The sequence below is a fragment of the Capnocytophaga sp. FDAARGOS_737 genome, from assembly GCF_009730375.1.
Lineage (GTDB): Bacteria > Bacteroidota > Bacteroidia > Flavobacteriales > Flavobacteriaceae > Capnocytophaga > Capnocytophaga leadbetteri.
Genome location: NZ_CP046316.1, coordinates 2,368,009 through 2,388,154 on the forward strand (window position 1 = coordinate 2,368,009; position 20,146 = coordinate 2,388,154).

Sequence of the window (20,146 nt, forward strand, 5' to 3'; positions counted from 1 at the left end):
TTATATATATTTGCAGAAAATTTTAGTCAAAAAAAGTGATTTGTACTATCAGAAATAACACCATTACTCTTGATGATGCGGTGCTCTTCACAGCCCCCGAGAGCTCATTTGCTGACTTTGCTAAGAAAGCACTCAAAGCCCTAAATGTTGAATATCCTAAGTTTTTCAAAATGGATAATCTCTCTAAGTTAGCTTTCTTAGCTGCTGAAGCCGTTTTGAGTCCGCTTTCTACTGAAGCAAAGAGCCGCACAGCACTTCTGTTTGCTAATCGCGCTGCCAGCCTCGATACCGACCTCAAGCATCAGGCTACAATAGCCAATCCGCAGGAGTATTACCCCAGTCCGGCAGTATTTGTCTATACCCTGCCCAATATATGCTTAGGCGAAATCAGCATACGCCACCAACTGCATACTGAGGGTAGTTTCTTTGTATTCGACAGCTATCAGCAGGCCGCTCCGTTCTTGCAAACCTATAGCCAAGCTCTTTTGGATCAAGGTGTAGCTGAGCACGTACTGACCGGCTGGGTAGATTTTTTAGGCGAAGAGTACGAAGCTATTTGCCAATGGATTACGCTAACTTAATTTGCTAATTTGCAAATAGTTCGCTACCTTTGCCGCAAAATAATAATTTTTATTTAGATGGAAGCACTTATTTTAGAATTGAAAAACCGTATTATCGAAGCTTTAAATCTCGAAGACATCACTCCTGAAGAGATAGATGAAAACGCGCCTCTTTTTGGCAGTGGCTTAGGCTTAGACTCTATCGATGCCCTTGAGCTCATCGTGTTGCTCGACAAATATTACGGCATACGCTTAGACGACCCAAAAAAAGGAAAAAAAATTTTTGAATCAGTAACTTCTATAGCCCAATATATCACAGCTCATCGCACTAAATAATGACAAACAAAAAAGTGGTGATTACCGGTGTAGGCATTCTCTCTTCAATAGGCGACTCTGTTGAGGCGCACCTCTACGCACTTACTCACCTCCGCCCCTGCCTAACACGCGTACATAATTTTGAAACTGCTCATAAATATCACATCAAAGTAGGCGAGATTAAGCACACTAATAATGAACTGTCTCGAGCACTACATCTGCCTGCTATCAATGCCTACTCTCGTACTGCTCTTTTGGGCATCATTGCCGCCCAACAAGCGATTGCTAATGCTCGGCTAAGTCCGCTGCACTTAGCGAGTACAGGCTTAGTGATGGCATCGAGTGTAGGGGGAATGGATATGACAGAGCGCTATCTGTATAGCTATGAAGACAATGAGCACTCCAGACGTTATATTAACACACATTATATCGGTAGTATTTCGCACCAAATAGCTGATTATTTTAGACTGAAAGGTGTCGTTACAAGTCTTAGCACTGCCTGCTCATCATCAGCTAATGCACTTATCACAGCCTCTCACCTAATACGCACAGGTAGAGCTGATTGCCTTATCGTAGGAGGCGCCGATGCTTTGTGCAAGTTTACTATCAATGGGTTTCACAGTCTGATGATACTCTCTGATACTGATTGTACTCCTTTTGACGAGCACCGAAAAGGGCTCAATTTAGGCGAAGCCGCTGCTTTTTTGGTATTAGAGTCTGAAGAAAACGCTAAGAGACGCGGAGCGCGTATTAAAGCTGAACTTACTGGCTGGGGCAATGCTAATGATGCTTTTCATCAAACAGCCTCATCTGCTGAAGGACAAGGGGCTTACTTAGCTATGCAACAGGCGCTACAGCAATCAGGATTGCAACCTGCAGAAATAGATTATATCAACGCCCACGGCACCGCTACTCCTAATAACGACCTTTCTGAAAGTCGTGCTTTAGAGCACATTTTTGGAACGCAAGTGCCTGATTTTAGTTCTACTAAACCTTTTACTGGACATACATTAGCCGCTGCTTCTGCAGTCGAAGCGGTCTTCAGTCTGCTAGCACTGCGCAATAGTGTAGTATTCCCTAATTTGAATTACGAAACGCCAATGAGTGAGGTATCTATACGCCCCCAAACAAAATCGGTGCACAAGCCTATCAAACACGTGCTTTCTAATTCATTTGGTTTTGGAGGCAATTGTTCAACCCTAATATTCAGTCGATTTACTAACAGCTAACTCGTTAATATTATGCTACAATTATTTTATCATTCTTCTTCTGAAGCAGGTACTGACGAGGCTGGAAGAGGTTGTTTAGCAGGCCCCGTTACAGCTGCAGCTGTAATACTACCTCCTGACTTTCATAACGAACTTCTTACCGACTCTAAACAGCTAACAGAAAAACAGCGCGACCAATTACGCCCTATTATTGAGCGCGAGGCGGTGGCCTATGCAGTATGCCACGTACTACCTGCCGAAATTGACGAACTAAATATTCTGCGCGCCTCTATTACAGCTATGCACCGAGCCATAGCACAACTCTCTGTTGTTCCTACTTTTATAGCAGTAGACGGCAATAAGTTCGTACGTTACGCTCAGATACCCTATGCTTGCGTAGTAAAAGGTGATGGCAAAATACAAACCATAGCAGCAGCTTCTATTCTTGCTAAAACCTACCGCGATGCTTATATGAGCGACCTTGCGCTACAATTCCCAGAATATCACTGGCAACAAAACAAGGGCTACCCTACCCCTGAGCATCGTAGGGCTATTGCCGAATATGGTGCTACTCCTCATCATCGCAAAACCTTTCAGCTATTGCCTGTAGAGCAGCTTAGCTTGTTTTAGTCAAAAGCTAATTCTACATTTTATGTATCCAAAACTCTGGATTCAGACGGGTGGTATTTTTGTATAAGAAGAATTTCATTTCGGTCTTCCCGTTCGCATTGGTGAAGATTTTGCCAAGCGGGTCTTTAGCCTTTACCTTATCTCCTTTTCGCACATATACATCTATCAAGTTGTAATAAATAGTAATGTAGTTGCCATGGCGCACTTGCACTACTTTATTGCTACCTGGTATCGACTGTATAGCCGACACTTCCCCTTCAAACACACAGCGCGCTTCAGCTCCCTTTTCAGTGGCTATCGTCACACCATTGTTATAGTGTTGCAACTCAGGATACACAGGGTCGTAATACACCCCAAAGCCTTGTGCTTTATACCCTTTTGCCACAGGCCATATAAGGTTGCCCTTATTAGCCTCAAAACTATCGGCTACCTTCCTCGATTCTGGAGTAAGCACAAAGGTTACTTCAGCAGTATTATCAGCCGACGGAGGGGTAGTAGTAACCATACCGCTACCTGTAGCATTCACTCCACTAGCGTTGTTCTTCTGTTCGCGTTTGTTAGCCTCAATAATAGCCAAGCGTATAAGTCGCTGTATTTCTCGGTCTATAGCATTAGCTTGCTTTTGTTTTTCGCGTATCTGACTTTCATAACTACGCTCCACCTCGCGTATGCTTGCAGCCAATTGCTCTAACTCTCTCTTCTCTTGCTGTAGGGTAGCTTGCTCTCGTCGCTGCTCGTCAAGCACTTGGTTCTTCTCATTGCGCTGTGCTACTAATGTATCATTCAGACTCTTTATCTTGTCGGTTTTAGCTTGTATAAAGCCCACCTGCTCCTTGCGGTAATTAGCATACTGCTTCATATACGACAGTCGCTTGTAAGCCTGCGAAAAACTCTCTGACGACAATAAAAAAAGTAATCGGTTTTGTGCTGACTTGCTTCTGTATGACTGTACAATGATTTTAGCGTATTCGTCTTTATGATAAATAAGCTCTTTCTTCAGATTGCGCAATTGGTCTTCATTATCTGCTATTTCTTTTGATAGAAGATTTGCTTGTTGCTGATTGATTTGTATCAGGCGAGTGCGGATAAGTATCTTCTCATTCGCTTCTTCTATCTGCTGAATTGTACTCTTCCGTTGCTGACTTTGTTGTTGTCGCAATGCCGACATCTGCTTGATTTGTTCAAGTAGTGCCTTCTTGCGCTGCTCTAAGTCCTTTTGCTTTGTTTGCCCTATACCCAATAAGGGCACGAACAAAAATAGTAATATGAGTTTAAAAATAAACTTCATCACTTGTCAACTGTTATCTCTTTAAATCCTTCTGGTATTTTAAACGGAAAGTTAATGCTTTTATCGAGTTCTATCCCCTTAAACTCTATGCTTATCTCTGTCTGATTAGCCCCCTCTGTAGCTACAATTTTCAGCGTATGAGGCAACAAAACCTCCCCTACCTGCTGATACTCATAAGTAGCCACTGCCTTTTGCTGCTTAACAGGTTCTAGTACTTCTGTACTCCCTACCCTATATGTATCAGGCAGAAAACGATAGATTACCTCTACAGGCGACTCATCAATGATTTGCAGATTGTAGCGGTTATTCTCTTCTGGCAATAGTTTTACCACTTTTTCTTTCTCAAAATAAGAGGCGTATAAAGCATTGCCTAATAGCAAATTCTGCAAGGCATCAAAATCTACTGTTACCCCTAACAATCTACTGATATAGCTAAAATCACCATTGAAGTAAGTACTGTCTAAACGATTGAAAAATGCGGCTTTTTCTGGAGTGATGAGCACTTTGGCTATACCCAACGGAGCTGACAACCATATAGCCTTGTCTTTTTCCATACGAAATGACAATGGTAACGACTGACTGTTTTTCCCATCATTGTAAGATACCTGCACACTCCCCACAAGGGTCTTAAACGCAGGAAACGATGCCAAGTGATGTCGCCATATTTCTTGCACTTGCTTTTCGGCAGTAACCGTACCAGTAGTACTCACTACCGCCCGCTTTGTCTTACAACCTACGGTCAAAAATAAAAGCGTAAATATTATAAGTAGTTTTTTCATCTTACTATTGTCTAAAATCGTCTCATCGGCAAATTGGCAAATCGACTAATTTACTAATTGCCAGTGCTGCCAAAACCTCCTGCGCCTCTCTCGGTTTCGCTCAATACGCTTACTTCTTCAAAAGAGGCTTGCTCATATCGGGCAAAGACCATTTGTGCTATTCTATCGCCGTGGGCTATCTCAAAAGTTTCGTTAGAGAGATTGACGATAGGCACCTTTACCTCGCCCCTGTAATCGCAGTCTATAGTCCCTGGTGCATTGATAACCGTGATACCGTGCTTAATAGACAGACCACTGCGCGGACGCACCTGCGCCTCATAACCATCAGGTATTTCTAAATACAAGCCCGTAGGCACTAACGTACGCGCCAAAGGAGCCAAACGGATAACCCCCTCAGGCAGATTCGCCCTTAGGTCTACCCCCGCAGCCCCTGCCGTCTGATAGGCCGGCAGCTCGTTAGCTGATGTGTTCTTTATTTTTACTTTCATCTTTTTTACTACATTTTATTAGTTGTGAATTGTTTAAACTCTTCTGTAGTCATTACCTTGCCATCTGGTAATACCACATACATTTCCTCATCTAATATCCCAAAAGCAATTTTTCCTTCTTCAAAATCAGTAACCTCATCAAAACGAGGTGCTAAGATTTGATTTCCTTTGGCGTCAATAAAGCCCCATAGTCCGTCAAGACATACAGCAGCACGCCCGTGACAGAAACTCCTCACTTCATCATAAGTAGGCGTTGCGATTTCTTTGGCTTCTGTATTGATAAACGTCCATTTGCCGCCCTTGTTCACTGCTGCAAAACCTTCGGTAAAGTCCATAGCTTCATCGTATTGCAACTCACAAAGCAACTGATTGTCTGTATTTACATACCCCCATAGCTCATCGCGCATCACAGCAGCATAACCCTCGCTAAAGCGCGCTAAATCTTCGTATTCCGGGCTAATAAGCCATTCGTTTTTCTCATTTATAAGTCCCCAGCAGTCTTTGGTCATTGCCTTAGCGGTTCCTTGCAAAAAGCTCTCCACCTCATCGTACATAGGCTCTATAGCCCACTCGTTTTTGGTAGTGATAAAGCCCCACTTGCCGTCTTTTTTCACTGCACCAAGCGTTTCAAAGAAAGGCATAGACTCTTCGTATTCAAAAGGAATTACCTCCTTGCCTCGTATGTTTATATAACCTGCTTTGCCGTCTCTTTTAGCTGAAGTAATCGTCTTCATAAAAGGGTGCGCATCGTCATAAATAAGCGGAATTACCACTTCTCCTTTTTTATTTACAAATCCTGATTTGCTATTTTTTACCACTTTAGCCAAGTGATTCGAGAAGTAAAACACCTGATCGTAGTACGTAGGCACTAATTCCTTTCCATTAACATCTATCACTCCCCAATAGTTACCTACCTTCACAAGCGCCGACCCCAGCAAAAAAGGAAGCACTTTGTCGTACTTAAACGGACAAATCTCTTTCCCATTACGGTTTACAAAACCCCATTTGCCATTACGTTTGGCTGCTGCCAAATCGTCAGAGGTAAACATAGCTGACTCTTCGTAGTTATTTCGCCACATTTCTTGTGCGGTATCCATAGTAATTTCTTTTTTATTATTGGGCGCAAAAGTACAAAATAATTAGCAATTAGCAAATTTGTTAATAAGCCAATTTGTCAATTAGCAAATTAGCTAACTGACAAATCGACTCATTTTAATTCTAAAGGGTTAACTCTTTAGTGGTTACGTTGCCAGGGCGGTCGGTAGCGGTTATGAGCACCTTACTGCCACTAAGCGCTGCATTGATAGCGGTAGTGGTATATACCCATTTGCCTTCGCTAAGGGTAGCGCTACCCTCTTCTACAGCCGAGTTGTTAGCAGCGACTATCTTCACCTTTACCGTCATCACTTTCGAAGCATCGGCTACCTCTATACTTATCTTCTCGCCACTACTAACCCCAGTATAAGCTGAAGTATCGATATGGTCGATTATAGGGGCTTTCAAATAGTCGGCTACAGCCATTGCATAAGCACTCACCCCTGGGCGTTTAGCCGCTTGGTCAGCATACACTTTTTTGAGGGCTGCGTTTTGCAAAGCGTTTTTAGCATATACAGTCGCTTTAGCAAACTTATTATTAAGAGCGATTTGTTTAGGTGTGCTACTCCCCTTGCGATTAGGATATTTAGCCACTATGGTTTCTCCATTTACTTGTTTGAATACTAATTGATTGCCAATTCCTCCGCTCAAACCTGCGGTTACGATGTTGTTTCTACTTTTTGCCATTTTTTTATAAATTTTTAGGTTAGACTTAAGGGCTTCTCCTTGAAACACTATACCGCACAGAACGTGCACTTTTTCTGGTGATAAGTATCTTTGAGGAGCACCCCTCGTTTGTTTTACGCTGCAAAAGTGCGGCAAAAAATAAAGCCCCGCAAAAAGTTGTCACATCGTGTTACAACCTTGTATCAACGTACTACAGAACTGTCAGAAAAAAGAGGCTATTTATTGTTCTTTATCTCAAAAAAAGTAGTACCTTTGCTATTAAATAAAAACCTTTAAATTATTCAACCAATGAAAGCAGAAGAAATAAAAGAGCTCTTCAAGAAATTTGAAGAAGCCGCTCAAGAAGTAGAGGGCATTGAATGCTGGAGTGCCAGAGATTTGCAAACACTTTTAGGCTATGCCCAATGGCGTAATTTTGAACTTATCATTCAAAAAGCAAAAGTTTCGTGCAGCAGTGTAGGTGAGAATATAGCCTATCATTTTGCTGACGTCAGCAAAACGATACCGATGCCTAAAGGTGCTGAAAAACAAGTAGATGACCTCCTGTTAACTCGTTATGCATGCTATTTAATTGCACAAAATGGTGATAATAGAAAAGAGGAAATCTCTTTTGCTCAAACTTATTTTGCAGTACAAACACGCAAAGCCGAAATAGTAGAACAACGCCTTTTAGAATATGAGCGCGTAAGAGCAAGAGAAAAGCTCTCTCAAACTGAAAAACAACTTTCAGGAATACTCTACGAGCGTGGGGTAGACGACAAAGGGTTCGCAATTATTCGCAGCAAAGGCGACCAAGCCCTTTTTAACCTTACCACTGCACAACTCAAACGCAAAATAGGAGCGCCTGACAACCGTCCTGTAGCCGATTTTCTACCTACTATAAGCATAAAAGCCAAAGATTTAGCTGCTGAAATGACAAGTGTAAATGTTGTAGGAAAAGATTTAAAAGGAATGTCGCCTATACAGAAAGAACATATAGACAACAATACTGCTGTAAGAAATATGCTTATCGATAGAGGCATAGCCCCAGAACAACTACCTCCTGCAGAGGATATTAAGAAAGTACAGCGCAAACTCAACAAAGAAGAAAAGAAACTACTAAAAAATATTTAACTCAATCCCTTTCTAACGACTAACAACTAACGACTAACGACTAATATGACTATCATTCTCAAAAGGGTATACGACCCACAAACTGACACTGACGGCTTTCGCGTATTGGCAGACCGTCTTTGGCCTCGTGGCATCAAAAAAGAGGCTTTAGCATTAGACCTATGGGCTAAAGAGATAGCCCCCAGCACTGCCTTGCGACAACGCTATCACCAAGACGGCAATTTCGAGGCTTTCAAAAAAGATTACACCGAAGAATTAGCCCATAACGAGGCTTTTACTTCTTTCTGCAGCGAACTCAAAAAGCACAAAAAAATCACCCTGCTTACCGCTAGCAAGGTGATTGATAAAAGTGCACTGCCTGTGCTTATGCAGGCTATAATTTCTTATTGTCCTACTGACCAAACGGTATAGCTGTTGGCGGGTACTTTTAGAGTAACCTTGCCATTGCTATCCGTAGCAAAACGCTCGGCTGTATTGCCGGTGTAGTCTATGAGCGTTTTACCCTTAAAATGAGTGGTAATAGTGCGCTGGGCTGGAGCATTGCTATTGTTTAAAAACAAAATAAGCCCAGGACTCTTATCTTTGCCTAAACGCGACACTACATACTCTGTATTAGATGCCAAATGAAATTTCTCTTCCCCCGCCGCTAAACTGCGGTGAATGAGTAACAACTTCTGTATTTTAGCCTTAAACTCAGCATTCTCATAATCGCTGTAGAAAATACAAGGGTACCCACTATGGGTAAGTATGTAGGCATATGCCATTAGCTTCTTATCTTGTGCTATGGTGTTAGTAGGCGACACATCGCTACGCCCATCTACATCGTGGTTGCCTACAAAAGTCACTGCTCTGTCAGGACGCAAGGTGCGCAACATAGCATTCTGACTGGTCATCAGTTTGTGCATATCTTTCTGACTGTCTAACGCCTGTTCTATCGCATAATAACAAGCAAAATCAAAAGCTGAAATGCCTGAAGCATCTACCCATTTTTTAAGGGTTTCTGCATTGCCATCCCAAAGCTCGCCTACCGCAAATCCGCCTACTTCTTTCATCCAATCTCTGATAACCCACGCACCAAAGCCTTTCACATAATCAAAACGCCAGCCGTCAAACTTCATCGTATTCTTATAATACTTAGCTACCGACTCGTCTTTCTTCCACAACCAATCTTGCACGTAAGGCACTTTATGAGCAAGATCTAAAAAGAAATCGCCTCCTTCATCAGCTGCCTCAGTAGCATTAGGGTGGAAATGCTCGTAATTGCGATTAAACTTTTCTGAAGCATTACCGTGTGTTTTATCAAATAGCGTATTGGTTTTCTCGTTGTTTTTATACGGGTTTACCTCTTCTCCTCCCCCATTACAATGGTTTATAACAATATCGGCAAGCACTTGTAAGCCGTTTTCGTGCGCTTTGCTAATTAGATTTTCAAGCTCAGCACGCGAACCAAAGCGTGTCTTTACCGAACCGTGTTGGTTGTATTCGCCAAAATCAAAGTAATCAGAAGGGTCATACCCCATAGAATAGCCCCCCGAAGCTCCTTTAGTAGCTACGGGCAGCCAAAGGCGGTCTACCCCATTGGCTTTCCAATCGGCAATTTTGGGGGTAATCGTATTCCACCACTCTCCTAATGGGGTTACATCCCAATAGAATGTTTGCATCATTACACGGTTGCCATTGTCTATAGTGCTAAGGTCTATAGGATTGACATTTTGCAGTTGGGGAGTATCTTCGCCCTTATCCTTTTTGCAGCTAAGCAAGGTGCAGGCTGCTAATAAATAGATGTATGATTTCATATTTTTGCCGTATTTAAATGATAAAATAAAGGCTGTCCAGATATGTTCGGACAGCCTTTATAAGATTATAATTTTTCTATTTTGTAAGTACCTTTGTTATTGGCATCAAAAGAGAAAGACACATTATAAGTACCAGCGGGTACTTTTATGTTATTACCACCAGATTTTATATCTCCCTCAAGAGCAGCAGCCGGATTATCTGTACTATCTGCCCCAAAGTTAGTACCCCAAGAGTGATTTAAGCGGAATTTTATTTCGCCATCAAGAGCTATATTCTTCACCACCCAAGAGTTAGTACTACCTTCGTAGGTCATTGCTACATCATCATTATCGCCCCAACCTCTGGCACCACTACCTATAATTCCCCAAGAATAGGTTTCGATAGTATAAGTGTTTTTGCTTACGTTGATAGTGATTTTGTAAGTACCTGCTGCTACGGCTATATCAGCCCCTCCTGACGAAAGTGTACCGTTAGAACCTCCGAGGTTTACACCCCAGTCATTGTTCTTTCTGAACTTAATTTTGCCAGCAGACAAAGTAGCATAAGCTACTAAATTGCCGTCAGTAGAGTTCCACATTTTGATATCAGGACCATTCCAACCATTAGGAGTAGCACTACCTACTACGCCCCATTCGCTTGCTTTTATTTCATCAAAGTAAGGGGTTACTTTTAAGGTTTTTGTCGATACAAGACTGCGTTGGTCGCTAAGGGCAGCTCTTACTAACACTCTTACATCGGTTGCTACACCGGTTTTAAGCCCTAAGCCTACCAAATACTCATTCAGCTCTTTAACTGTAAGGGTAAAAGGCGATCTTTCAGCCGAAAGAGGCTTAATTTTACCAGTAGCAATATTCTCAAATTCTACTGTATAAACAGGAGCTAATTGTACGCCCAAATCCTTAGTTTCCCAAGAAACTGTTAGGGCAGTAGTATTTGATTGGGTTTTATCAAGCACTAAAGTAGAAGCCGAGATATTTGATTCTACTCGTGCATTGGCGTTCATTGTCGCCTTTTCTTCGTCTTTTTCGCAGCCTACTAACCATACAAGACTTGCACAGATAGCTGCCGTTTTAAGTATATTTTTCATAGTATTCTTTTTTTAATATCCTGTATTCTGACTAAGGTTTTCATTGGCGGCACGCGCATCGCTCGGTATCGGATACAAGTTTCTATAGTCGGGCACTGCCACCCCTGAAGCGGCTCCACCTTTGAAAGACCAAAGGTAAGAAGCGTTAGTAAACTTGCCATAACGGATAAGGTCGGTACGGCGCAAGCCTTCCCAATAGAGTTCGCGAGCACGCTCGTCTAAGATAAAATCTAAGGTAAGATCGGCATCAGCTATGTTGCCCGCAGCACTTCCATAGGCACGAGTGCGCAACTGGTTGATATAGCCCAAAGCAGTTGCTCTGTCGCCTCCTGTACCACCACGTAATACCGCTTCAGCATAAGTAAGATACACTTCAGCTAAACGGATAAGCGGTAAGTCTGTATCAGGAAAATCTTTAGCAGGGTCTTTGCCAGGAGCACCAGTAGAAGTAATGTTTTTAAACTTAGTTGTAGCATAACCTCCTTTAGTAAAGTCTTTTACGTAATCAGTACTTTCAAAGGTTTGTCCGTCGGTGTGGAACATAGCGCGTTTGTCATTCCAAGCGGTAGGCTCATTATTACCGTTGCGAGTAGAGGCTTCAAACTTATTAACAAATTCTTTGGTAACAGTGATACCACCCCAACCACCATTAAGGCCTAAAGCGGTAGCATTCATATTACCACCAGTAGCTCCGTGCATAATGAAAGCAGTACCTCCGTAAGTTTTAGTGTTAAGCCCATCAAAACTTGCTAAAAATATAAACTCGTTTTGAGCTCCGTTTTTGTTGTTATCAGCAAGGAACAACTCGTCATAAGCAGTACCATTGCCATTAGCATCGGTATTGTTTAAGCGGTAAGACGAAGCGATTACCTTTTTAGCATAAGTGATACACTCGGTATATTTGTCTACCCCTATATACACTTTAGCATTGAGGTACAAGCGGGCAAGTAGTGCTTGTGCCGCTACTGCGTCTACACGTCCGTACTCATTAGCGCGAGCTGCTTTTAGCTTGGTTTCCAAATCTTTTAGTTCGCTTTCTACGAAGTTAAAAAGCTCGGCACGAGAGTTTTGAGTAGGCTTCAAATCAGCTTTTGATGAGGTTATCAAAGGTGCTTTCCCGTAGGCATCTATTACATTGTAATAAGCATAGGCACGAATGAAGCGTGCTTCGGCTATGTAATAAGCTACTTCGGGGTCTGAAGCCAACGCTTGTGCATTGTCGATAAACGAGTTAGCAAAAGCTATTTGTTGCCCCAAACGGTTGTAATACGCATTGGTAAAAGGGTTAGAAGGTGTCCAAGTCATATTATGAAAGTCTGGCACACCTGCATCGCTCCAACGGATGATAGCCTCATCGGTGCTAGCTTCTTGTAGGTAGAACTGCACGCGGGTATATCCGGTAGACCCCTCATCAGCACCCGCTATATCGCCATCACCTGAAGGGCCTTTTTGCCCTGTAAGGGATAATGAGGCATAAATTTTAGCTAAAGCGCTTTTGGCCTCAGTAGCGTTTTTAAATACGTCTTTTTCTGTAAAACTATCAGGGTCAATAGGCTCTTGGTCTAAGTCCTTCAAGCAGGCACTAAGCGAAAGTGCCATTGCAAGCCCTAAAATACTATGTTTGATATATTTGTTCATATTCCTATCGATTAAAAGTTAATATTCAACCCTAACAAGTAAGTTGTTGGACGTGGATACAAGTTGTTATCAATACCAAAAGTAGCTCGATTGGTAGCACTATCTACTGATAATGCTTCTGGGTCTAAACCGCTGTATTTAGTAATCGTCCAAACGTTTTGTACAGTACCATAAAGGCGGATATACCTTTTATCAGTATTAGGGAAGGTATAGCCTAAAGTGATATTGTCTAACTTGAAGAACGAAGCGTTTTCTACATAGTAATCACTATTCCACGCTTGGTCGTTATGGCGTTGGAAAATACTATTAGCTTTGATGTTGCGCAAGAAACCACTATTAGAAGTAATTTCAGAGCGTTGGTCTAAGCGCGATTGGGTATTGTTGTACACATAGTTGCCGATGTTAGCACGAGTAGTGATGTTCAAATCCCAATTTTTATAGCTAAGGTCAGTACCAAAGCCCATAGTTACAGGGGCAAATGGCGATTTGTACAAGTAGCGGTCTCCTTCATCTATTTTACCATTGCCGTTTCTATCTACAAAGGCGTTTTCTACTGGTTTGCCTTGTGCATCATACACTTGTTGGTATACAAAGAAAGAGAATGGTGTTTCTCCCTGACGGTGTAGTTGTACACGGTTGTTAGTACCTCCTTCTATACCACCAGCAGGCTGGTCGTCTGGCATACGAGTGATTTTGTTATCGTTATAACTGATGTTGTAGTTAAAACTCCAACGGATATTCTTTTCAGTATCGCGTATAGGGGTAACGGTAAGACCAAACTCTACCCCTTTGTTTTCCATATCGCCCACGTTAGCATTCACACGGTTTTTGAAGCTGGTGAAAGGGTCGATAGTGGTTTCAGCTATCAGGTCTTTAGTTTGTTTGCGATATACATCGAGTGTACCGGTGATAAGGTTGTTCCACAAACCAAAGTCGATACCAGCATTGAGGGTATTACCAATTTCCCAACGTAGCTTTTTGTTAGTTACCCCTGGGCGGTAAGTTTGATAGAAAGCATCGCCCAATTGGTAAGACGCTCCATCTTGGCTACGTGTGTAGTTAGTAAGGAAAAGATAGTCGCCCAAACCGTTTACGTTACCTACTTCACCATAACCCAAACGCAATTTTAGTTCGTTAAGGGTTTTGTTTTCTTTTAAGAATTTCTCATTGCTAACATTCCAAGCCAACGCCACTGAAGGGAAGTAGCCCCAACGGTCATCTGGGTTTAGCTTAGAAGACGCATCGGCACGAAGGGTAGCGGTAAGGAGGTAACGCTCTTTGTAGCTATAGTTAGCACGACCAAAGAAAGACATCAATACGTTTCTACTCTTGTTGATGTTAGGCACCTCTTTGTTATCACCTGGGTTGATAAAGTAAGAGTAATCAGTAGAATTATCATCAAACTCGAATGATTGATAAGAGTGCCCTAGCATTAGCCCTATACTATGAGTTTCTTTAATCTCTTTCATATAGTTTACGTAGGCATCAAAGAGTTTGTTAATAGCCTTATTAGTATACGAGGTTTTAGCTCCGTCAAACCCTGGAGTTGAGGTAGGCATATGGGGGTCAGTTATCTTATCACCTTGACTCTTGCTGTAGTCTACCCCCATATTTACTGTAGCAGTAATATCTTTGAAGAAAGGCAAAGTATAATCGGCTTTTACGTTTCCTATAAAGCGGTATACTTTTGAAGTATCATCTAAGTATTGTAGCATTGCCACAGGGTTAGTAGGGGCTAAGTTATAACGGTTGCCGTTATTAGGGTCTACCCAAGTGTGATAGTTGCCGTACTTAGCAGGCCCTCCGAATACTGATTGGGTAGGGTCGTAGCCTACTGCTGAACCTATAGCCCCCTTATCAGCAAAGCGGTTTTGCATATAAGTACCATTAGCGTTTAATTCTAACTTCAAAGCTCTATCAAAGAAAGTAGGGTTTAAGCTAATTTTAGCATTAGTACGTTTGAAGTTATCAGTACGCAACACCCCATCAGCATAAGAATGACCTACAGACACACGATAAGGAAGCGTTTTATAAGCTCCTGAAAGTACCAAAGTACTATTGCTCATTGGGGCTACTTGGTAGATTTCTTTTTGCCAGTTAGTATCGGCATTGCCTAAGAGTGCTTCGGCAGCAGGGTTGTTAAGCCCTTTTACGGTTTGGCGGAATTGCTCTGCACTCATCACATCTACATACTTATTAGTATCTTGAATAGCTATACTAGTGTTGAAGCTAATCTTCATATCTTGGTTAGCTTTTCCTTTTTTGGTAGTAATCATAATTACCCCATTGGCAGCGCGCGAACCGTAGATAGCAGTTGAAGAAGCGTCTTTAAGCACGCTCATACTCTCGATATCTTCTGGGTTGATAGAGTTGAAGATACTACGAGAACCGCCTACGCCTCCATCGTTCATTGGCACCCCATCTACTACTATAAGAGGGTTAGATGTCAATGACAAAGAACCGTTACCACGTACACGGATAACTTGTCCTTCACCAGGCGCTCCACCAGTGGTAGCCATTTGTACCCCTGCTATTTTACCCTGAATAAGTTGGTCGGCGTTTACGGCAGGTGCTTTGTTAAACTCTTTGTCGGTTACTAAGTTTACCGAACCGGTGAGGTCTTTTTTCTTCACTACCCCATAACCGATAACTACCACATCGCCCAATTGTTGTACATCTTCTTGAAGTACTACATTGAGGGTAGCGCCTTTTACGGTTACTTCTTGTGTTTTGTACCCCACTGTCGAGATAACAAGTACAGCGCCTTTATTGGCAGTAAGTTCAAAATTACCATCAAAATCGGCAGCTGCCCCGTGCGAGGTACCTTTCACAAGCACACTAGCCCCTGGTATAGGTAAGCCTGTGTTGTCTTTCACTGTTCCTTTCACAGTGATTTGCTGTGCGTAGCCAAAGCTTACACACAAGAAAAATACTACTGCATAAAGTAGTTTGTTCATTTTTACTTTCATACAAATAAAATTTGAAAATTCATCGATTCCTCTCCCCGTTCCCCTCTCCCAAGGAGAGGGGTCAATCCAAAAAGATTTTCCCTTTTCAAAAAAACGGAGGAATTTAATTATATACTTCCCGAACCTTTCCCTCCCCTTGGGGGAGGGCTAGGGAGGGGATTATTTAATTTCTTTAATGCTGATAGCGTAGCCACCACCTTTAGCTGCTGTAAGTTTCAGCTTGGTTTTAGCATTTACTTTTTGTTTGGTAATAGTGTAAGCCTTAGGGTTGGTTTGCCAATCAGCGTTCTTAGCATCGGCATAGATGGTCGCTTCATACTTCTTGTTCTTATCTAAGAAATTAAGCAAGAGTTCTGAGGTATGTCCGTTTTCGTTAGAAGTATTGCCTATATACCAATTGTCGCTGTGTTTGTCTTTGCGCGCTACGGTGATATAACGACCTGGTTCAGCCTCAAGATATACGCTCTCTTGCCAATCTACGGGTACGTCTTTGATGAATTGGAAAGCATCAGCAAATCTTTCGTAGTTCTCAGGTAGGTCGGCTGCCATTTGTAGCGGACTGTACATAGTAACATACAATGCTAATTGTTTAGCCAACGTACTGCGCACCTGACTGGTGTTGTTAGGATTTACATTCTTCACCTCAGTTTCGAGGATACCAGGGGTGTAGTCCATAGGCCCTCCTTGTAGGCGGGTGAAAGGCAATATGGTAGTGTGGAAAGGTTTGTTGCCACCAAAAGCCTCGTACTCAGTACCGCGCGCTGACTCATTGCCTATAAGGTTAGGATAAGTACGGCACAGACCGGTAGGGCGTACTGCTTCGTGCGCATTAAGCATTATTTTGTGCTTAGCAGCTTCTTTTATAGCGTACAGATAGTGGTTGATAGTAGATTGGCTGTAGTGGTGCTCGCCTATAGGAAGTATGTCGCCCACATAACCACTCTTCACAGAGTTGTAGCCGTATTTGTTCATCAACTCGTAAGCAGCTTTCATATGGCGCTCGTAGTTGCGTGTAGAACCTGAAGTTTCATGGTGCATCATCAGTTTTACGCCTTTAGCGTGTGCGTAATCATTAAGCGCTTTAATATCGAAGTCAGGATAAGGGGTTACGAAGTCGAACACATAATCCTTACGATGACCGAACCAGTCTTCCCAACCTACGTTCCAGCCTTCTACAAGTACTTGGTCAAAACCGTGTTGGGCAGCGAAGTCTATATAGCGGCGCACCTTATCGTTATTGGCAGCATGAGTGCCGTTAGGTTTCACCTTAGTATAATCTACCTCATCGAGTTTGATAGTAGGCAGGTCGTCAGTATATGCCCAAGAGCTTTTGCCGGTAATCATCTCCCACCAAACGCCTATGTATTTCACAGGTTTAATCCACGAAGTATCAGCAAGAGCGCAAGGGTCATTAAGGTTGAGGATAAGGCGTGAAGCTAATATATTGCGCGCATCATCGCTCACCATTACGGTACGCCAAGGGCTTTTAGTAGGGGTATAGAGGTACCCCTTATCGCCTTTAGCATCGGGAGTTAGCCACGACTGGAAGATGAAGTTTTTGTCGTCTAAATTAAGGTTCATCAGCGCATAATCTACCAAAGCAGCTTCGTGAAGATTGATATATAAGCCATCTTTGGTTTTCATCATTAGCGAAGTCTGTACGCCAGTAGGCGAGAAAACGTATTGCGACACATTATCGGTCATCGACTGCTTCATAAGTCCGCGAATTTCAGAGAGTTTGCTCTCGTTATAGTCGTACTCTTGGGTGTCGTAGTCGCCAGGTATCCACCAAGCGGTATGGTCGCCTGTCATTGCGAATTGGGTATTCTCTTCGGCTATCACAAAATAAGTGAGTTCTTTCTGTGTAGGGAACTCATAACGGAAGCCTACCCCCTCATTATACACGCGGAAGCGGATATTCATCAGGCGGTTGGTCTTATCTTGTTTTAGCTGTACGAGCAACTCATTGTAATGGTTGAGGATTTCTTTTTCTTCGCCCCATACAGGTTTCCACGTTTCTTTAAAAGTAGATTTGCTATCGCTTACTACTTTGAAGTGGTTCGTTAGCGGTTCCTCTTTTTTAAGAGTAAACCCTAAGGTACTTTCATTAATCACTGGTTTGCCTTTGTACGTCATCTTATAAGTAGGCGTACCGTCAGCTTTCAATGAAAATGAGAGTACTACATTGCCATCGGGAGAGGTTTGCTGTTGAGCTACCGCCCAATTCATAGCCAAAATGCTCATTAACAAAATTATCTTTCTCATTTCTTTTAATTATTTATTCGTTTCAAAAAAGGCTTCAAATCATTCCAAAAAGGGCTCAAAGTTACTAATCTTTCTGTGAATAGCAAATATTTTTAAGTTTTTTTTAAGACAAAGTTATTAACACTTCAGAGTATCAGAGAGTTATGATGATTTGTCAATTTGCCAATTTGCCAATTTGCGAAATTTGCAAGGTTTTGTGGTTTTTGTTGTTAATTTGATAACAAAGGTTCTTCGTTCTTCCTATACTCAATCTATACTTAATATATACTTAATCTATACTCAAGATATGATTGCCGTATTTTTAATAAAAAGGGAAATAATTGATAATTTGACAAATCAACTAATCGGCATATCAAAAAAATATAATTTTAACTTTTATTTGTATTGCTAAATAAGAAATAAGCTGTACCTTTGCATAGAATTTCTTCAGAACTGAAGACAAACAAAATAAAAAATATGAGCAAAAATGTATCTGACCAATTGGTCGAAATGTTAGTACAAGCAGGCGTAAAACGCGTATACGCCATAACAGGCGACAGCCTAAACCCCGTAAATGACGCTATTCGCCGCGATGGGCGTTTAGAATGGATACACGTACGCCACGAAGAATCAGCGGCTTACGCGGCTTCTATGGACGCCGAACTCAACGGCATCGGTTGCTGTATGGGTAGTTCAGGCCCCGGACACGTACACCTTATCAACGGCCTCTACGACGCTAACCGCGCTGGCAACCCTGTGATTGCCATTGCCAGCACCTGCGCCACCCATAAATTCGGCACCCACTGGTTTCAAGAAACCAACCCTTTCTTGCTTTTCCAAGACTGTAGCAAATACGTATACGTAGCCAACACCCCTAAGCAGTTCACTACGATGATGCAACGAGCCATTCAAACCGCTATCAACGAGAAAGGTGTGGCGGTATTGGGGCTCCCTGGTGATGTGGCTGGAGCTGACCTTGAAGAGGTGCCTACAGCTACCCAAACGTTCTTGGCTAAACCGGTAGTTCGCCCCTCTGACGAAGAGCTCGACAAACTTGCGGCTGTGCTTAACGATAGCAAAAACAAGAAAATTGCCCTTTATTGCGGACACGGTTGTCAGCACGCGGTGAAAGAAGTAGAACAACTTGCCGAAACCCTCAAAGCGCCTATAGTAGCCTCTTTCCGCGGCAAAATATTCTTCGACCGCGCCGACAGTCCTTATATTGCAGGTATGAACGGCCTACTTGGGCACAGTTCAGGCTATGATGCTTGTGCTAAAGCCGATGTGCTAGTAATGTTGGGCACCGACTTCCCTTACGCTGAGTTCCTGCCTAAGAAAAGCACTATCATACAAATAGACGAACGCCCCGATATTATCGGTCGCCGTGCCAAAGTAGATTACGGCTTCGCAGGCGATATAAAAGACAGCATCACTGCCCTTTTGCCTAAGCTAAGCGCACGCACCGACGACGGATTCTTGAAAGATATTCACAAAGAATATTTAGATCTTGAAAAATCATTAGACGATTACACCCAAAAGAAAACCGAAGAGAAACAAATAGACCCTGAATACGCGGCTAAGCTTTTGGATAAATACGCTGCCAACGATGCTATTTTCACCGTTGATACGGGTATGAATGTGGTATGGGCGGCACGCTTTATCAAAGGTACAGGCAAGCGCTACCTAACCGGTTCGTTCAACCACGGTTCTATGGCAAACGCCTTACCGATGGCTATCGGGGCTGCTGCCTCGGCTAAAGGCAGACAAGTGGTAGCAATGTGTGGCGACGGTGGTCTCTCTATGCTCTTAGGCGACTTGGCTACCCTAATGCAGTATCAGTATCCGGTGAAAATATTCGTGTTTAACAACCGTTCGCTTGCAATGGTGAAGTTAGAGATGGAAGTATCTGGCTACCTCGATTGGCAAACCAATATGGTAAACCCTCCTTTCGATAAACTTGCTGAGCTGATGAACATCAAAGGCTATGAAGTGACCAAAACCGAAGACCTCGAGGCTACTGTGAAAGCGGCTTTTGAGCACGATGGTCCTACTTTGGTGAACATTTACACCAATCGCGATACCTTAGCGATGCCTCCGCACATCACTTTTGAACAGATGAAAGGCTTTGCCACCAACATCATCAAGAAAATAGGTCAAGGTGATTTTGCTGAAGCTAAAGACAGTATTGCTAATAGTATGAAGCACATCAAAGATATTTTTTAATCCCAGCTGATTAGAACATAAAAAA

Annotated in this window: 17 protein-coding genes; 7 read left to right on the forward strand and 10 right to left on the reverse strand. The window is 42.6% G+C overall.

The features are described from left to right. Positions 1-35 precede the first annotated feature (35 nt). From FOC45_RS10495 to FOC45_RS10510, 4 genes are read left to right on the forward strand one after another with little or no spacing between them, the layout of a single operon-like run. The gene (locus FOC45_RS10495) at positions 36-581 is read left to right on the forward strand and encodes a hypothetical protein (RefSeq protein WP_009390351.1); all 546 of its coding nucleotides are present in this window, start codon (positions 36-38) and stop codon (positions 579-581) included. 57 nt (positions 582-638) lie between these two features. Then, the gene (locus FOC45_RS10500) at positions 639-896 is read left to right on the forward strand and encodes a phosphopantetheine-binding protein (protein WP_009390350.1); all 258 of its coding nucleotides are present in this window, start codon (positions 639-641) and stop codon (positions 894-896) included. After that, positions 896-2,104: a beta-ketoacyl synthase gene (locus FOC45_RS10505; RefSeq protein WP_009390349.1), complete on the forward strand. Its 1,209-nt coding sequence runs from the start codon at positions 896-898 to the stop codon at positions 2,102-2,104. The genes FOC45_RS10500 and FOC45_RS10505 overlap by 1 nt, the downstream gene beginning before the upstream one ends. Positions 2,105-2,116: 12 nt before the next feature. Next, complete coding sequence (locus FOC45_RS10510; protein ID WP_009390348.1) at positions 2,117-2,713, forward strand: ribonuclease HII; 597 nt, start codon at positions 2,117-2,119, stop codon at positions 2,711-2,713. Positions 2,714-2,726: 13 nt separating this feature from the next. On the opposite strand, the gene FOC45_RS10515 is transcribed toward FOC45_RS10510, so the two are convergent. The 5 genes from FOC45_RS10515 to FOC45_RS10535 form a co-directional block, all read right to left on the reverse strand. Next, positions 2,727-4,001, reverse strand: a complete 1,275-nt coding sequence (locus FOC45_RS10515) for a murein hydrolase activator EnvC (RefSeq protein WP_009390347.1) — start codon at positions 3,999-4,001, stop codon at positions 2,727-2,729. Continuing rightward, positions 4,001-4,780, reverse strand: a complete 780-nt coding sequence (locus FOC45_RS10520; RefSeq protein ID WP_009390346.1) for a DUF4292 domain-containing protein — start codon at positions 4,778-4,780, stop codon at positions 4,001-4,003. Before FOC45_RS10520 ends, FOC45_RS10515 begins: the two co-directional genes overlap by 1 nt. Positions 4,781-4,833: 53 nt before the next feature. Next, positions 4,834-5,268, reverse strand: coding sequence for a dUTP diphosphatase (gene dut, locus FOC45_RS10525; RefSeq protein ID WP_009390345.1), 435 nt, complete (start codon positions 5,266-5,268; stop codon positions 4,834-4,836). Positions 5,269-5,276: 8 nt separating this feature from the next. Next, positions 5,277-6,365: a WG repeat-containing protein gene (locus FOC45_RS10530; protein ID WP_009390344.1), complete on the reverse strand. Its 1,089-nt coding sequence runs from the start codon at positions 6,363-6,365 to the stop codon at positions 5,277-5,279. A 121-nt stretch (positions 6,366-6,486) separates the two neighbouring features. Beyond that, a complete protein-coding gene (locus FOC45_RS10535) occupies positions 6,487-7,050 on the reverse strand; it encodes a hypothetical protein (protein ID WP_034539599.1) in 564 nt (187 codons plus the stop codon). A 288-nt stretch (positions 7,051-7,338) separates the two neighbouring features. Between FOC45_RS10535 and dinD the strand changes: the two genes are divergently transcribed. Further along, positions 7,339-8,163 carry a DNA damage-inducible protein D gene (dinD, locus tag FOC45_RS10540; RefSeq protein ID WP_009390342.1) on the forward strand — a complete coding sequence of 275 codons (825 nt, stop codon included), beginning with the start codon at positions 7,339-7,341 and terminating at the stop codon, positions 8,161-8,163. Positions 8,164-8,208: 45 nt separating this feature from the next. Further along, positions 8,209-8,574 (forward strand): DUF488 domain-containing protein, encoded by a 366-nt coding sequence (locus FOC45_RS10545; protein WP_009390341.1) that lies wholly within the window; start codon positions 8,209-8,211, stop codon positions 8,572-8,574. Here FOC45_RS10545 and FOC45_RS10550 read toward each other — a convergent pair. From FOC45_RS10550 to FOC45_RS10570, 5 genes are all read right to left on the reverse strand, one after another. Further along, the gene (locus tag FOC45_RS10550; RefSeq protein ID WP_009390340.1) at positions 8,547-9,959 is read right to left on the reverse strand and encodes an alpha-amylase; all 1,413 of its coding nucleotides are present in this window, start codon (positions 9,957-9,959) and stop codon (positions 8,547-8,549) included. The two genes, FOC45_RS10545 and FOC45_RS10550, sit on opposite strands and share 28 nt — an antisense overlap. A gap of 65 nt (positions 9,960-10,024) precedes the next feature. Further along, complete coding sequence (locus FOC45_RS10555) at positions 10,025-11,047, reverse strand: SusE domain-containing protein (protein ID WP_009390339.1); 1,023 nt, start codon at positions 11,045-11,047, stop codon at positions 10,025-10,027. 12 nt (positions 11,048-11,059) lie between these two features. After that, on the reverse strand, positions 11,060-12,685 hold the full coding sequence (locus FOC45_RS10560; protein WP_009390338.1) for a RagB/SusD family nutrient uptake outer membrane protein: 1,626 nt from the start codon (positions 12,683-12,685) through the stop codon (positions 11,060-11,062). An 11-nt stretch (positions 12,686-12,696) separates the two neighbouring features. Next, positions 12,697-15,654 (reverse strand): TonB-dependent receptor, encoded by a 2,958-nt coding sequence (locus FOC45_RS10565; protein WP_009390337.1) that lies wholly within the window; start codon positions 15,652-15,654, stop codon positions 12,697-12,699. Positions 15,655-15,813: 159 nt separating this feature from the next. After that, complete coding sequence (locus FOC45_RS10570; protein WP_009390336.1) at positions 15,814-17,919, reverse strand: glycoside hydrolase family 97 protein; 2,106 nt, start codon at positions 17,917-17,919, stop codon at positions 15,814-15,816. A 456-nt stretch (positions 17,920-18,375) separates the two neighbouring features. Here FOC45_RS10570 and FOC45_RS10575 point away from each other — a divergent pair, with 456 nt between their 5' ends. Beyond that, positions 18,376-20,121, forward strand: a complete 1,746-nt coding sequence (locus tag FOC45_RS10575; protein ID WP_009390335.1) for a thiamine pyrophosphate-dependent enzyme — start codon at positions 18,376-18,378, stop codon at positions 20,119-20,121. Positions 20,122-20,146 lie beyond the last annotated feature (25 nt).